The sequence below is a fragment of the Photorhabdus sp. RM71S genome (genome assembly GCF_042879355.1).
Lineage (GTDB): Bacteria > Pseudomonadota > Gammaproteobacteria > Enterobacterales > Enterobacteriaceae > Photorhabdus > Photorhabdus kayaii.
Map to the genome: position 1 here is coordinate 1 of NZ_JBHFKV010000036.1, position 15,963 is coordinate 15,963.

Annotated in this window: 14 protein-coding genes; 8 read left to right on the forward strand and 6 right to left on the reverse strand. The window is 39.9% G+C overall.

Annotated elements, in window-relative coordinates; genetic code table 11:
- Window positions 1–242 precede the first annotated feature (242 nt).
- The 3 genes from ACGF5R_RS17035 to ACGF5R_RS17045 all read right to left on the reverse strand — a co-directional run bounded on the left by ACGF5R_RS17035 (window position 243) and on the right by ACGF5R_RS17045 (window position 5,514).
- Window positions 243–1,997: a glycoside hydrolase family 39 gene (locus tag ACGF5R_RS17035; RefSeq protein ID WP_387691939.1), complete on the reverse strand. Its 1,755-nt coding sequence runs from the start codon at window positions 1,995–1,997 to the stop codon at window positions 243–245.
- A gap of 514 nt (window positions 1,998–2,511) precedes the next feature.
- The gene (locus tag ACGF5R_RS17040; RefSeq protein ID WP_387691941.1) at window positions 2,512–4,260 is read right to left on the reverse strand and encodes a glycoside hydrolase family 39; all 1,749 of its coding nucleotides are present in this window, start codon (window positions 4,258–4,260) and stop codon (window positions 2,512–2,514) included.
- A 360-nt stretch (window positions 4,261–4,620) separates the two neighbouring features.
- The gene (locus tag ACGF5R_RS17045) at window positions 4,621–5,514 is read right to left on the reverse strand and encodes a LysR family transcriptional regulator (RefSeq protein WP_387691943.1); all 894 of its coding nucleotides are present in this window, start codon (window positions 5,512–5,514) and stop codon (window positions 4,621–4,623) included.
- A 307-nt stretch (window positions 5,515–5,821) separates the two neighbouring features.
- Between ACGF5R_RS17045 and ACGF5R_RS17050 the strand changes: the two genes are divergently transcribed.
- The 3 genes from ACGF5R_RS17050 (at window position 5,822) to ACGF5R_RS17060 (ending at window position 7,712) form a co-directional block, all read left to right on the forward strand.
- Window positions 5,822–7,003: an MFS transporter gene (locus ACGF5R_RS17050; protein WP_387691945.1), complete on the forward strand. Its 1,182-nt coding sequence runs from the start codon at window positions 5,822–5,824 to the stop codon at window positions 7,001–7,003.
- 108 nt (window positions 7,004–7,111) lie between these two features.
- Window positions 7,112–7,432 (forward strand): type II toxin-antitoxin system RelE/ParE family toxin, encoded by a 321-nt coding sequence (locus ACGF5R_RS17055; RefSeq protein ID WP_112878292.1) that lies wholly within the window; start codon window positions 7,112–7,114, stop codon window positions 7,430–7,432.
- Entirely contained in the window at window positions 7,422–7,712 is a 291-nt protein-coding gene (locus tag ACGF5R_RS17060) for a helix-turn-helix transcriptional regulator (RefSeq protein ID WP_262980378.1), read from the forward strand. Before ACGF5R_RS17055 ends, ACGF5R_RS17060 begins: the two co-directional genes overlap by 11 nt.
- A 168-nt stretch (window positions 7,713–7,880) precedes the next feature.
- Here the strand turns inward: ACGF5R_RS17060 and exbD are convergent, their stop codons facing one another.
- Both exbD and exbB read right to left on the reverse strand, forming a co-directional pair.
- Window positions 7,881–8,306 (reverse strand): TonB system transport protein ExbD, encoded by a 426-nt coding sequence (gene exbD, locus ACGF5R_RS17065; RefSeq protein ID WP_262980371.1) that lies wholly within the window; start codon window positions 8,304–8,306, stop codon window positions 7,881–7,883.
- A 3-nt stretch (window positions 8,307–8,309) separates the two neighbouring features.
- Complete coding sequence (gene exbB, locus ACGF5R_RS17070) at window positions 8,310–9,344, reverse strand: tonB-system energizer ExbB (protein WP_387691947.1); 1,035 nt, start codon at window positions 9,342–9,344, stop codon at window positions 8,310–8,312.
- A gap of 293 nt (window positions 9,345–9,637) precedes the next feature.
- On the opposite strand from exbB, the gene metC reads away from it, so the two are divergent.
- The 5 genes from metC (at window position 9,638) to dkgA (ending at window position 14,077) form a co-directional block, all read left to right on the forward strand.
- Window positions 9,638–10,831, forward strand: coding sequence for a cystathionine beta-lyase (gene metC, locus ACGF5R_RS17075; RefSeq protein WP_112878295.1), 1,194 nt, complete (start codon window positions 9,638–9,640; stop codon window positions 10,829–10,831).
- A gap of 143 nt (window positions 10,832–10,974) precedes the next feature.
- Window positions 10,975–11,325, forward strand: a complete 351-nt coding sequence (locus tag ACGF5R_RS17080) for a type II toxin-antitoxin system PrlF family antitoxin (protein ID WP_112878296.1) — start codon at window positions 10,975–10,977, stop codon at window positions 11,323–11,325.
- Between the two features lie 6 nt (window positions 11,326–11,331).
- Complete coding sequence (locus ACGF5R_RS17085; RefSeq protein ID WP_350388248.1) at window positions 11,332–11,892, forward strand: type II toxin-antitoxin system YhaV family toxin; 561 nt, start codon at window positions 11,332–11,334, stop codon at window positions 11,890–11,892.
- Between the two features lie 361 nt (window positions 11,893–12,253).
- Window positions 12,254–12,925 carry a DedA family protein gene (locus ACGF5R_RS17090; RefSeq protein ID WP_112878297.1) on the forward strand — a complete coding sequence of 224 codons (672 nt, stop codon included), beginning with the start codon at window positions 12,254–12,256 and terminating at the stop codon, window positions 12,923–12,925.
- A gap of 273 nt (window positions 12,926–13,198) precedes the next feature.
- Window positions 13,199–14,077, forward strand: a complete 879-nt coding sequence (gene dkgA / locus ACGF5R_RS17095) for a 2,5-didehydrogluconate reductase DkgA (RefSeq protein WP_262980373.1) — start codon at window positions 13,199–13,201, stop codon at window positions 14,075–14,077.
- Window positions 14,078–14,211: 134 nt separating this feature from the next.
- On the opposite strand, the gene ftsP is transcribed toward dkgA, so the two are convergent.
- Complete coding sequence (gene ftsP / locus ACGF5R_RS17100) at window positions 14,212–15,633, reverse strand: cell division protein FtsP (protein WP_112878299.1); 1,422 nt, start codon at window positions 15,631–15,633, stop codon at window positions 14,212–14,214.
- Between the last annotated feature and the right edge of the window lie 330 nt (window positions 15,634–15,963).

Below are 15,963 nucleotides of genomic sequence, written 5' to 3' on the forward strand. Positions count from 1 at the left end.
TCGCCCCCGAAAAACACGGGGTGGGAAAACACCGAATGAATTATTTAAGGGAATACGAACATGTTTACTTCCAGATTAACGATGTTGCACTTATTATGTGAATCTACCAAATCTATTTATTCCGAAAAAAAACTTATTTCAATTAATTATTCAGACTCTTATAAGAGTCTGAATAACTTTATTCTCCAATAATTAACGTAAAAAGAAAACAATTTATTCTAATATTTTCTCTGCATATAAAATTAATGATGAATTAGCTCCAATAAATACAGCGTTACCGTTGAAGGTTTCGCGCCTTTATCTACCAACGTTAATTTATTATTAGCTATAGACACATTAATCTGGTTAGTCACCTCTGGCGGCGTCATTTTTTCCAGCGATCCGCCTTCTTGAATACGATATGCTTTAACTTTAAATTTCTTGCAACCTATATGATCAATCACCACTGTAACGCCGTGATCACTATAAGTATAATCACGAGTTTTAGGCCTCAAAAGAGAATCTTCAGGAAGTTGTTGTACTGGCTCTTTCTGCACTACCGCATTATTAGATTGAATGGTTGTCGGATCAACACCGCCAAACCATTTATTCTTACTACCGGTATCCGTTAATTGATCTAATGTTCGGCTGGTATCCAAATAGTATTGTCGATATAAATCCGCAGGAACTGGTGCTACATTACCATCAGAAAAACCCTTATCCACTTTATAATTTGCCGCGAGGATGTTAATTTTATTACCCGATTTATTTTCGGCAGCCAAAACCGTCAAGCCAGTTGAAAAATCCTTTTGACCACTTAATATATAAGGTGTTTTCAACATTTTAGCAAAAAGACCAAAAGATTGGGCTGAATAGGTACAGAAATTTCTAACACTTGGGTTTTTAGAATTAGGTTGATCATTAAATAAACCAAAAGGTAAACCATCACCCCGATAATAATGAGCCAGGTCAACTTTGGTATATTGCATATAAATCAATGAGGAGGCGATATAGGCTGCATTTTTAGGACTCTGCACTTTTGTAAATGTATTTCTCGATCCAAAAGGAGTAGAGTTCCACTCAGTACAAATACTCTCAGTTTTAGTAAAGCCATAAGTATGCAAACTTTTCTGAATCGTATTACCCATATCAATAATGTTTTGCGGGTCCCCAGTATCAACGTATCCATGCCAGGAAAAGAAATCTAACGGTACATTATTATCACGACAATATCGGAAAAATCCATCAATATAATGTCCTCCTGCATGATTACTAAACGAAATACCTGCACCACCGACTTTAGCATCAGGATCAACCACCTTAATTAATCTCACTACTTTTTCATATAATTGATAATACTTTTGTGGATCATCACTATTCCAGAAAAACAGCAAATCAGGCTCGTTCCAAATCTCCCAATAACTTATTTTTCTCGGCAGCCCAATGTTGGCATAGTTTACACCATAACGATTCACCAAGGCTTTAACTAATGCTGCATAAACATCAAAATCCTCTGGCATTTCATAACCGCCATCAAGTGAACGCCCAATACGAAAAAAAAGTTGTCGCTGAATATTATCTGGATTCACATCTACTTTATTATTCAAAACATCACGCAAATAAGCATCGGTCATTTCATAATTGGCATCTTTTAATGCAAGATTCACATCATGATTTCTCATCCCAATAGCCGCATTGGGAAAAATACTTCTGACATTTGCAATATCAGCAACAAGCTTTTTAGCCGCCGGTTTCTTTTCCTCCGGCACATTGATAATCATTTGATCTTGGTTGTTTTTCCTATCCACCTGGAAATAATTATCTATATCCCCAATACCAAAGCCGTCATGGAGCCGGACATGTGTAACTCCCATCTGATTAAATTCATTATCTAAATCAGGGAAACCTGGCGCTATCGATTTAGGAAGACCATTGACACCATTAACCGCTTTAAGATGTGAGTTATACCCCGCTGATAAATCTCGATGATTTTTATTAAATGAAAAAATTTTAGTCATAATACCCTCTATATTAATTAAGAAATTGTACTCCTATAAACCAAAAACAATATCAAAGAATAAATAAATTTATCTGAAAACTCAATAACAATAAATGAATGGAAGACCCAGACAATAGTTAAATATTACTTTTAACTACACCTTAAAATTACCAGCTATTACTTTGAATTTATTGAATTAAATAAACAATTACATTAACACAATTATTTAAGATAATAAAATTGACTCGACGGCCTATTTACTCATAGAATCATAAAAAGAGAAAAAAACACACAATAAAACCATACAGAGCGTAGATTATATTTAAAAACATCGTACAAAAGATCATTGACACATATTAAAAACATATTTCCAACCTTAACAAGCCACCATGAAATATAAAAAACCATATAATTCAATTAATTGCTATCAAAATGGCTCTTTTCAGAGCCTATCAGATTAAAATAATTTTATTTTTCATTGATTAATTGAACAGGGGAGATAATTTACAATAATATCTCTATTGCATATAAAATCAATTATCATCCAGCTCTAATGAATATAATGTTACCGTTGCAGGCTTCGCTCCCTTATCCACTAGCGTTAATTTATTATTAGCTATAGACACATTAATCTGATTAGTCACTTCCGGTGGTGTCATTTTTGCCAGAGATCCACCTTCTTGAATACGGAATGCTTTGACTTTAAATTTTTTATAACCTATATGATTAATTACTACGGTAACACCTTGGTCGCTATCAGCATAATCACGATTTTTAGCTCTCAACATATTATTATCTGGAAATGGCTTAACAGGCTCATGTTGTACTACCGCGTTATCAACGTGAACGGTTGTCGGATCAACACCGCCAAACCATTTATTCTTACTCCAAGTATCCGTTAATTGATTCAGTGTTCGGCTGGTATCCAAATAGTATTGTTGATATAAATAATCAGGGGCTGCATTACCATCGGCAAGACTCTTATCAACTTTATAATTTGCGGCAAGGATATTAATTTTATTGCCTTCAGCATTCTCAGTTGCCAAAACGGTTAAACCTGTTGAGAAATCCCTATGACCACTTAAGATATAAGGTGTTTCAAACATTCTGGCAAACAGGTAAAAGGATTGAGCTGAATAAGTGCAAAAATTTTTAGCACATGGGTTTTTAGGATTAGATTGGTTATTAAACAAACCAAAAGATAAGCCATCTCCGCGATAATAATAAGCTCTGTCAGCTTTTATATATTGCATATAAATCAACGTAGAAACAATATATGCCGCATTTTTAATTCCCTGAACTTTTGTATATGTATTTTTTGTTCCAATTGGGCTAGAATTCCATTCAGTACAAAAACTTTCTGTATTGGTAAAACCATAAGTATGCAAACTTTTTTGAACCACATTCCCCAAATCAATAATGTTTTGTGGATCTCCAGTTTCAACGTATCCATGCCAGGAAAAGAAATCTAACGGTACATTATTATCTCTACAATATTGTAAAAACTCATCAAGATAATCTTCTTGTCCTCTATCAATAAATGCAATACCCGCACTACCTACTTTAACCGAAGGATCAATAGCTTTAATTATTCTTGCAATCTTGGCATATAATTCATAATATTTTTTAGGATCATCATTATTCCAGAAGAAAAATAAATCAGGCTCATTCCAAACTTGCCAGTAAGTTATTTTTCTTGGTAAACCAATTCTGGCATAGTTTAAAGCATAGCGATTTACCAACGTGGCGACTAATATTGCATAAATATCAAAATTCTGCGGTATTTCATAACCACCATCACCGGTACGTCCAATACGAAACATGATTTGTCGCTGAATATTATCTGGATTCAGCTCTGCTTTATTATTCATAATATCGCGCAGATAATCGTCAGTCATTTTATAATTAACCTCTTTTAATGCCAGACTAATATCATTATTTCTCATCCCGGCAGCCGCATTGGGAAAGATGCTTCTGATATTTGCAATATCAGTGAGCAGTTTTTTAGCCGCGGGTTTATTTTCTTCTGGGACATTAACAATTATTTGATTTCGATCATTAACTCTATCCACCTGGAAATAATTATCCATATCGCCAATACCAAAACCATCATGAAGCCTGATATTCGTAATTCCCATCTGATTAAATTGATCATCTAAATCAGGGAAACCCGGCATCAAAGATTTAGGAACACCATTGACACCATTAACTTCTTTAAGCAATGAATGATTCCCTGCGGATAAATCTCGATGATTTTTATTGAATGAGAAAATTTTAGTCATAATAAACCTCTATACTCATTAAGAATGATATTGTTATAAGTGTAAAATAATATAGAAGAATAAATATATTTCTCTGACAACTCAACAACAATAAATGAACCGGATACTTAGAGAATAGTTAAATATCACCTTTAACTATATCTTAAAATTACCACCTATTAATTTTAATTTATTACAGCAATCAACAATCACATAGATATAATTATTTATGCCAATAATCTAACCTGTGATTTATTTAACAAAATCAGCACCAAAGAACATATATTTCAATAATAAATTGATATTAATAACGATAGTAAAAAAACACCCAATAAAATCGTATAGTGAGTGAATTATATTAAATAATATCACATAAGATCATTAATATATCTTGGCAAGCCTCTTTTGCAATAACGACATAAATACCGTTAATTTTGCTGGCGGGTGAGCAAGTGCCCGCAGTAAATAAATATCTTCTTTACGTCCATCTGGATCATCAAATAAAGGAATAAGTTTTTCAGAACGAATATCTGCTGATACCACCCAATTAGGCAGAAGCGCTATTCCAAATCCACTCACTGCGGCCATTCTCAATGTTTCAAAGTCATCACTGCGAAAAATTCTATTCTCATCGTTGAAGTTAATATAATCCCGATAACGTGACCAGCAAATGCCCACGGGGTCATGATGTTTATCAAGCAAATAGTGATTACTTAATTCGGTAAATGACGTCGGTGTTCCATGCCTTTGAATATAGCCTGGGCTGGCACAAATAATCCAAGTTTGTGTAGAGATGCACTTTGAATAAAGCGTGCTATCTTTTAATTCACCAATACGAATAACGGCATCAAGACGATCTCTGACAGGATCAGTTAAACGTTCGGTTTGATCAAGTTCAACCTGAATTTTAGGATATTGAGTAAATAGCTCTGCTAGCATCGGAATAATATGTTGACGCCCAAAGGTTGGCAAACAAGCTATACGTAATACCCCTTGCGGCTCACCATTCAATGCCGCTAATTCAGCCTGAACATCAACAAGATCATTGATAATACCTTGCGCCTTTGAAAATAAAATCTCCCCGGCATCAGTCAACGATAAACCACGGGTAGAACGAAAGAATAGTTTTGTCTCTAGCATCTGTTCGAGGTTATCTACTTGACGAGTGATAGAAGATGCCGCCATACCTTGCAAACGAGCAACGGCAGAAAAACTTTGTGAGCGGGCAACATGAATGAATGTTGCTAGCATATCGGTACGTAATAAATCTTTCATCGCAATTTTTACCTTCGAATATTCAAACGCCTTATATACCTTATAGATTTCAAGATGCATCGCGACGGCAAGGGAGCGAATCCCCGGGAGCATAGATAACGATGTGACCGGGGTGAGTGAGTGCAGCCAACAAAGAGGCAGCTTGAAAGATAACGGGTATATATTACAAATAATACACAACATCATAATAACGCTATCATCTTTGCATTCTACGCAAAACAACTTCGCTCGCTCTCTTCATTCCCGCAATCTGCGGATAGTGTCAAAATCATTTCATCATAATTCCGGCCAAATGCTGAGAGTTCCCATGTCAAATACAGCAATTAAACCAAATCCTATTTCTTCCGTTTCTCTTATCTTATTATCTGCTGCTTGTGGTTTTGCTGTAGCGAACATTTATTATAACCAACCATTATTGCCAGTAATTGGGACAAGTTTTAACGTTAATGGTTCAATATCTGGCTGGATCGCGACACTAACGCAGATCGGCTACGCAATGGGGCTTCTCTTTTTTGGACCACTTGGAGATGCACTAAGCCGTCGCAAACTGATTTTCTGCCTCTTAATCGGCAATATAATCAGCCTTATCTTATGTGCCACAGCACCAAATTTTACATATCTTCTGGCAAGTAGCCTGATTGTGGGGCTAACTTCTATTTCAGCACAGATCATCATTCCTGCCGTATCCGGCTGGGTAATCCCAGAAAAGCGCGGCCGAGCGGTAGGAAGCCTGATGAGTGGCCTTTTTGCCGGAGCACTGCTTGCCAGGGCACTGAGTGGTGCAGTCGGAGAACATGTCGGCTGGCGTGAAATGTTTATATTGGCAGCTTTAATTGATATATGCCTGCTTTTTCTGGTCTGGTTTATATTGCCACAAATAGAAATACCACACACGATAACTTACAGCCAACTTCTTATTTCACTCGGTAAATTAATAAAGCAACAATCCCTTTTGCGTGAAGCAGCATTATCCGGTTTTTTACTGTTTGCCGCTTTTAATACGCTGTGGGGTTCTCTGGCCTTATTGCTTTCTCAACCACCTTACGGATGGGGAAGCGATATTACAGGCCTCTTTGGTTTGACGGGAATTGTGGGAATGTTAGCTTCACCAATAATAGGTTCATTGACAGATCGCTTTGGTGGGAGAGCTATTGTTGCCACAGGTGCTTTATTAGTGACATTAGCCTTGTGTCTAATTAGCGGCACGAGCCACAGTATTCTATTTTTATTCGCCAGTATTATTCTATTGGATCTTGGTAGCAGAGCGGGTTTAGTGGCAAATCAAACACGGTTATACACATTATTACCTGATGCCCGTAGTCGGCTTAATACCGTATTTATGACCTGCTATTTCACCGGCGGCGCAATAGGTTCCTCTTTGGGAGCTGTCGCAGCCTGGCATTTTTCTTGGTATGGCGTCGCTTTCAGCGGCGGAGGATGCGCATTATTAGCCGTTCTGAGGGTTCTGTTTAGTTCAAACAGCAGATAGAAGTTACGTCAGTGAAAATCATACATTCAATCATAACCCATAAGTTATGCATAACTCTTGAGTTATGCCTCAAGATGCGATATAACCTCCTCTGTTAAAGGAGGCTGAATGTTTGAGTTGATATTTCACCCTGATGCTTTAGATGAAATTCGGGCGCTTGATAAACCAATGAAAGCAAAAGTATTAACGGCACTTGATAAGCTAGAAGCAAAAGGCAATGCATTACGTTATCCCAATACTGATATTATTCGTGAGGGATTATTTGAATTGCGAGCTGGCAAGAAAGATATTACGCGAACTTTTTTTGCTTTCGCCAAAGGAAAGAAAATTTATATCTTACGTACATTTATAAAGAAAACACTAAAAACACCACCCACCGAAATAGCCATAGCCTTAAGAAGGCTTGAGGAGTTGAATGATGAGCATTAAAGGTGTCCCATATTCCGACGTTAAAGCTGAACTGCTTGCTGATCCAGAAGTTCATACCCTTTATATGGCTGAGAAAAAAGAAGAAGAGTTGAAGGAGCTTCTTCTTAATATGCGTAATCAGGCAGGATTAAATAGCACCCAAGTTGCCGAACGGATGGGAATCACTCAACCCGCCGTAAGCAAACTGGAAAGAAATGCTGGAAAGGCCAGTATTTTAACACTTGAGCGCTATGCTGCTGCTTGTGGAGTCAGTTTAAGCATTAGCTTTCTGTCTAATTAAGAGCAAGTAAAGCTGCCACCCTTAGTGACTGAATTAAGTTATTAGCAATCTGATCCTCATGATGAGGTTTATCTGTTCTCACCGAAAATCTCATTTACCACTTTATTTCCACTAATGCTTTCTAATCTCAACCGCGCTTTCCAGCGCGGTGATTTATTGAAGCGGTCACTAACCTGATGAAACTGTTTCCATCCCTACCAAACCTACTTTCAGATAGCCCGATTTACGCAAAGAATCCATCACGCTCATCAGTGTTTCATAATCCACGGTTTTATCAGCTTGAAAGAAAATGGTTGTCTCTTTATTGGATTGGGTCGTCTGATCCAATACCGCCGCCAAAGTATCATAATCGACCTGTTGATCTCCGACATAAAGCTGGCGATCAGCTTTAACCGTCAAGAATACCGGTTTTTCTGGACGCGGCTGCGGTTTTGCCGATGAAGCGGGTAAATCCACTTTAATATCAACGGTTGCCAGTGGTGCTGCTACCATGAAGATAATCAATAACACCAACATCACGTCAATAAATGGTGTGACGTTGATTTCATGCAATTCGCCACTATCATCCAGATCTTCATTAAGACGTATTGCCATAAATCACCTTGTCTTGCTATTTGCTAAATCCAGATCACGGCCAAGCAGTAATATTGACTGTGCCGCCATGTCACCAACCTGACCACGGTAAGCAACGATCATACGGGCGAAGATGTTATATATCACAACGGCAGGGATCGCTGCGACCAAACCAAGTGCTGTCGCTAACAAGGCCTCCGCAATACCCGGCGCCACAACCGCGAGGTTAGTTGTCTGTGAGTGGGCAATACCGATAAAGCTATTCATGATGCCCCACACCGTACCAAATAAACCAACGAAAGGAGAAATCGCCCCAATGGTTGCCAGATAGCCATTACCACGCCCCATATGACGGCTGATAGCCGCAACGGAACGTTCCAGACGGAAAGCGGCACGCTCTTTCGTGCTATTCAAATCAGTACTCTCAGAAGATAATTGACGTTCTGCCTGTACTTCACTCAGCAACAAGCGGCCAATACTGTGTTTGCTGAAACCTTCGGCAATTTCCGTAGCCTGATCAAGGCTATTCACGTCCGTTAAAGCGAATTGCTCTTTACGTAAACGACGGCCGGCAGCTATCAGTTCAGTACCTTTTGAGAAGAACAGAGCCCAAGTAATAACAGAAGCAATCACCAAGCCAATCATCACGGTCTTAACCACAACATCAGCGTTCTGATACATCCCCCAAATAGACAGATCAGTAGCAAAGCCACTAGAAAGGCTGGCTTCATCAGCAGGAGCTTTAGGTGCAACCTCATCCGTTGCAACCGGCGTCACTTGGGCGCCCTCCGTCGCAGATGCCGTTTGCAACGCAATCTGATTTGCAAGTGGTGCAGTTGCATCCGTCACCGCCGGGGGGGATGCCGGAATAGACCCTGAAATCTGTACGGTTTTCGCCGTGTTATTGGTCTCTGTTGCAGATGCTGGTGCTGTATCAGCCAATGCCGAACCTGCCAGCCCGAGCGCTAATATTATTGAAACAGTCAAATTTCGCATCAGTTGGCCTTTACTCCCTTTGCTATAAACCTTGTTATTTAGCAGTGAATTACTTTTCGTCATCTCACTAACCTTATTTATACTGAGTCTTTGCTCATCTTCACCAGATTGAATGAACATGCAGGCTGATAATATCAAACCTTAAGTGATTTGATAGTAATTATCATTATTGTTTAATAAAAAAGTATTACCCCTTCACAAAATAAAGTTAAGCACCCCCTACTCACAGGTAATGAGATGAATTTTCGTCAAGTTGTTCTAATCCCTTTGTACAAAAAGGTCTAAATCTTTTAACGTGTTAACTCTATTTTTTACACCATTTCAAAAATTGAAGTGTTCTAAGGTAGCAATGGATCATGGCAGAAAAAAAACTGGAAACTTCACTGGTCAATGCTGGTAGAAGCCAAAAATTTACTCAAGGCGCGGTCAATCCCATCATTCAGCGAACATCATCGGTGATCTTCGATTCTGTCGCCGCCAAAAGACATGCGACGCAAAACCGGGACAAGAGCGAACTGTTTTATGGCCGCCGTGGGACACAGACTCATTTCTCTTTTCAAGCAGCAATGGCTGAACTAGAAGGTGGCGCCGGCTGTATGCTTTACCCTTCTGGTGCTGCCGCGGTTAGTAATGCCATTCTCGCTTTTGCCGCCGCCGGTGATCATATTCTATTAACCGGTTCGGCTTATGACCCGACGCAAAGTTTCTGTGACAAGATATTGTCACGGATGAATATTACCACCGATTATTTCGATCCCATGATTGGCGAAGAAATTGCTGATCTGATTAAGCCTAATACCAAAGTGGTGTTTCTTGAATCCCCTGGCTCCATCACAATGGAAGTACAAGATATCCCCGCGATTGTCCGCGCAGTGCGCCAAGTCAATCCGGATATTGTCATCATGATCGATAATACTTGGGCAGCAGGCGTGCTGTTTAAAGCGCTAGAATTCGGCATCGATATTTCGATTCAATCAGGCACCAAATATATTATTGGTCACTCAGACGCAATGTTAGGTATTGCTGTGGCTAATGAACGCTGTTGTGTACAACTGCGAGAGAGTTCCTATTTGATGGGACAAATGGCAGATGCCGATACAGTTTATATGGCCAGTCGTGGATTACGGACTTTAGCTATTCGCCTGAAACAGCATGAAAAAAGCAGTATTGAAATCGCACGCTGGCTGCAACAACGAACCGAAGTCGCCGCAGTCTATCACCCCGCTCTGCCTTCCTGCCCCGGTCACAATAATTTTATCCGTGATTTCAGTGGCAGTAGTGGCCTGTTCTCTTTTCAATTGAAAGAGAAATTAACCCCACAGCAATTTACGGATTATCTGGATAATTTTCACCATTTTAAAATGGCATTCTCATGGGGCGGTTTTGAATCCCTGATCCTGGGTTATCAACCAGAAGAGATAAAAATGATGCGCCAGTACGGTGCGCCACAAAGAACGGGCACCCTGTTCCGCCTGCATGTCGGGCTGGAAAATGTTCAAGATTTGATTGATGATCTCACAGAGGGATTTAGTCGAATTTCGGTTGATTAATTTTGTTGTTATTCAATGTAATAAACTGAAAAACTTAACACTTGGAAGTCAGCATGAAACAATAATATAGATATTGCCAGTACAATGCATTTGCATTACACTTCGTTGAACAGATTCTCAAATCAGCATAACGAGGTAGAAATATGCACGCATTACCAAGTGTTGAGTTCGAGGTTGGTGCAGAATCCAAACTTACCCGTCGCAGTCAGACAACCATCCCAACATCTGTCCGTAAAGCGCTTAAGCTAAAACCAGGTCATGACAGTATCGCATATAAGATTTTATCTTCCGGTGATGTACTTATCAGTCGTAAAAATAGTGAAGAAGAAAAAGATCTTGTCATGGAATCATTTCTGAACTTTCTGGCAAAAGACATTCAGAAATATCCTGAACAAGTACAACAATTAGATGAACAACTCATTAACCGGGCGAAGTCACTTATCGCTGGAATAGACATAGATCTGAACAACCCATTATCTGCTGACGATGAGTAAAGAACTATGTATGATCGAGTGTGTGTAATAAACGGATGGGCTCTTTTTGCTCATCCATGCTTTATAGAACAATTAAAACAAGCAATAGATAAGGTAGTACAACTTCAGCAAAAATATCCAAATGACTACTTGAAAAAAAATGATACAAAACGCCTGGCTGCAATCATAAAACTCGTTACTGAAATTATTCCCAATGACCCAGCTAATATAGCCTTTCGTTTAGGTGACACATTGGGTGGAAAAAGAAAACACTGGTTCAGAGCAAAATTTTTCCAACAATATCGCCTTTTTTTCCGTTTCCACGCCGAAAGTAAAATTATTATCTTTGGCTGGGTAAATGACGAGAGAACAAAAAGAGCATATGGTGATAAGCATGACGCTTACAAAGTATTTGGTGAAATGCTTAACGTTGGACATCCACCGGACGATTGGAATTCTCTTTTAAAAGAGTCTATTGATTCACCACATTTAACTGAATTTATTAATGATGAGGATATTCTGGATGTGGTTCGTGAGCGTACCAAAAATCCAGCAAAGCGGATCAGAATTAATCTAGATGAAATTTAACATCGATTTTGATGAGCGAGCCTTAAAATGTACTTTGAAAAGGTTGCGATGAATCGCTCCTTTTCTATTTTTTTAACTTTTATTTGATGGTTATGTGCCCCAATTGATTCATTAGTATCAGCCATTAATTTTCTCTTATAAGGGATAAAGTCAAGCCATGCCAAAACTTTTACTGTAAACTGACTTTATATATACAGATGAAATAAATTTATTTTATACCCTATAGATTTCAAGATGCATCGCGACGGCAAGGGAGCGAGTCCCCGGGAGCATAGATAACGATGTGACCGGGGTGAGTGAGTGCAGCCAACAAAGAGGCAACTTGAAAGATGACGGATATATAACAGTCACAGGATAAGCAATGGAAGTACTAAACGGGATCATGCAGGCATTATGGCAGCATGACTTTTCTAAACTTGCCAACCCCGATGTTCTCTGGATTATCTATGGCATTCTATTCGTGACGCTGGTTCTGGAAAATGGCTTATTACCTGCCGCTTTTCTGCCTGGTGATACTCTGTTAATCCTTGCCGGTGCATTAGTTGCCAAGGGAGTCATGAGTTTTATCCCAACCGTTTTTATATTAACAGCGGCGGCAAGTATCGGTTGCTGGCTCGGCTATCTTCAAGGGTTATGGCTTGGTGATACCAAACGGGTTAAAGATTGGCTGGCACAACTTCCTATTCAGTATCGTCAGCGAGCTAACGAGTTGTTTTTCAAACATGGTCTGGCCGCGTTACTGATTGGCCGTTTTTTGGCTTTTGTCCGCACTCTGTTACCAACATTGGCTGGTATATCCGGTCTTAACAGTAAACGCTTTCAAGTTTTTAACTGGTTGAGTGGCTTGCTATGGGTTGTCATCGTGGTCGGTTTTGGTTATCTCCTCAATCAGATCCCGTTTATTAAAAATCACCAAGATTTGGTGATGAATATTTTGATAATTTTACCCATAGTGCTGTTGTTAAGTGGTTTAAGCGCCTCTCTGTTGATGTACTGGCGCCACAAGAAAATCTCGGCGATAAAACGTAAATAAAAGTCATTATGGTTTACAAGCAGCAGCAGGGTTTTTATCCTTAACTTAATGTACCAATATTATATAGGCTAAGGCTCAGCACTAAGTGATATTGTTGGTATCGATGCGCCACCAAACCGGTTAATTCATGTGTTTGGCCATGTATTGATCACAATACATGGCTTAGATCACGCCAATTGTATTACTTCCTTCAATTACGCTTAATATCAACTTAATATCAATCGCCATAATTTTAACTGATATTTTAAGTCTATCTTTTTATAGGAGTTAGTAATGGATAATCAACCTATTATCAGACTTGCTGATGGGAATCACATGCCACAATTGGGGCTTGGATCATGGGCCGCAGACGACCAGCAGATAGCAGAAACAATCCATGCTGCACTGGATATCGGTTATCGGGCAATTGATACCGCCGCTATCTACAACAATGAGAAAGGCGTAGGCAACGCGTTACAAGAAACAGATATCCCCCGTGAAGATATCTTTGTTACAACTAAATTGTGGAATGACAGACACCTTGATGCCCGTGCTGCCTTGGCAGAAAGTCTGGAAAAGTTGCAACTGGATTATGTTGACCTTTACCTCATTCACTGGCCTGCACCACCGCAAGATCAATATGTCGGTGCCTGGCAACAATTGATTGAATTACAGAAAGAGGGGTTTATTCGCAGTATCGGTGTTTCTAACTTCCAACCTGAACATATCCAGCGACTGATCAATGAAACCGGCGTTCATCCCGTCATTAATCAGATTGAGTTGCACCCTCTGCTACAACAACGTCAGCTTCATGCCTGGAATGCCACACATAATATCGTTACCGAATCCTGGAGCCCACTGGCACAAGGTGGTGAAAACGTATTTGATAATCAACTGGTTCAACATCTGTCACAAAAGTATGGCAAAACACCCGCGCAGGTTGTTATCCGCTGGCACATTGATAACGGCATGATTGTGATCCCAAAATCAACCACGTTATCGAGAATTAAAGAGAACTTTGATGTGTTCAACTTCAAACTAGAAAAAGAAGATTTGACCGCGATGACTACGCTAGATATCGGTAAACGTCTGGGACCAACCCCTGAAATATTCGTTGATTTCAGTGAATTCATTCAGCTTCTTGAGCAAAATAACGCTAATAATCAGTGCTGAAAAACGGCTGATAAAATTGATAAGGTGATAGTGGGCAAAACAGAATTAAAACGTGCGCGGCATCAACGCCGCGCCCCGATTTTGCTGAGCTATTTTTATAGTTCTACCGATTATCACTCATCTGGTTTTTTCCATTATTGATTGACCGGTATAGTCACTAACTGCCCAACAGAGCCACGATCGGCCATTTCCAGAATCTGACTGTAATATAGGAATGGGAAGTGTTCATAAGAGGGCTGGTTCATATAAACCAGCAACTCCACCCGCCCATCAACCCAAACTGTATCCTTCCAACCATAATCTTGCGGTTGAGGGGCCTCACCGTTGTGATTAATCACCTTAAACTGCACACCTTCAATATGGAATGGTTGTGGGGCAGAGGCATTTACGATCCAACGCTCCCACGTTCCTTGCTGGCTAGTAATATCCACCCGATTCATATTCCATAACGCACCGTTTATTCCAGGCGTATTATCATCAAGATAAATTTCCCGGTTACGGATTGCATTGGAAACTGGCGTAACATCATCAACCAGACGAGATGGGAGATTATCTGTCACCAGAGATAATAAACCGGTTGCTTTAATGGTCAGAACAGTGCTGGAAATCAACACGGTAGAGGGTTCAAACAACCCACGTAACTTATCAAGTACCCCGGCTGATTCACCTGCGGTAACAACAACTTCGTCCTCTTTGGACATATCAATTAATACCTCACGCCGTTCTCCTGGCGCAAGGGAGAGTTGCTGAATGGCTATAGGAGCAGGTAATAACCCCAAATCAGTGCCTATCATATAGAAAGGACGGCCATCACCAATCTGTAACTGATATCGGCGGGCATTGGATGCATTGAGTAAACGTAAACGGATCCAGCCACGAGATACCTCAATAAAAGGATTTTGTACGCCATTAACTAACAGAGTATTACCGATAAATCCACTATCAGAGGCCGGCTGATACTCAGGAACCCCAAAGTTATCCAACCGTTTATCTTGAAGAATAACCGGGAAATCATTAACACCATAGTGTTTCGGCAACGGCAAATGGCGGCTGGTTTCATCTTCTACCAACCACATACCAGCCAAACCTTTATAAACATGTGGCGCCATCCGATTAGGTGTATTGGCATGATACCAGCAAGTTGCCGCCTGCTGACGAATAGGCAACACTGGCGACCAGCCAGACCCCGGAGAAATCTGACGGGCAACCCCACCGGTCAACGTACCCGGTAATTGCAATCCGCTGACAGTCATCGAAACCGGCTCCGCTAACCGATTACTGTATATCAGTTTGACATCATCGTTTTTATGAACCCGTACAGTCGGACCAAGATATTGGCCATTAATTCCCCATACACTGGTTTTATATTGTCCATCAAAAGTCCAATGCGCTTTTTGTAAAGTCAGAAATAACGGCTGCCCACCACGGGATTCCAATAAAGGGGGAACCGGCAAAGCAGTCTGCTGATTTTTGCTGGCTCGAACCAATAGAGGAGCGGCTCCGATACACATCGCCAAGCCTGATACCTGAATAAATTGGCGCCGACTAAATGACATATTTTCTCCGCGACAAACCTAATTAAATTCCGGGTTTATATGCCTCAAAAATAGTTGAGACACTGCAATCATTCACCCCGGAAGCGAATAACTCATTATTGAAGTTATTAAAGCTTATTATCCTTTTGATTGCGCTTAACAAAAACATTATTTATCAAGCTCTCATCATAACGCGAATATGGAGGGAATTAAACTATCTGAATGCATTACACGAATCTCTCTCGGTCAGCGATCAGTACATGTCATTTCCGACTAAGAATAAATTGTGGTCATAGACAACGAACAAAAATCCTCACATATACTAAATATGTGAGGATTAAAGTACGCTTA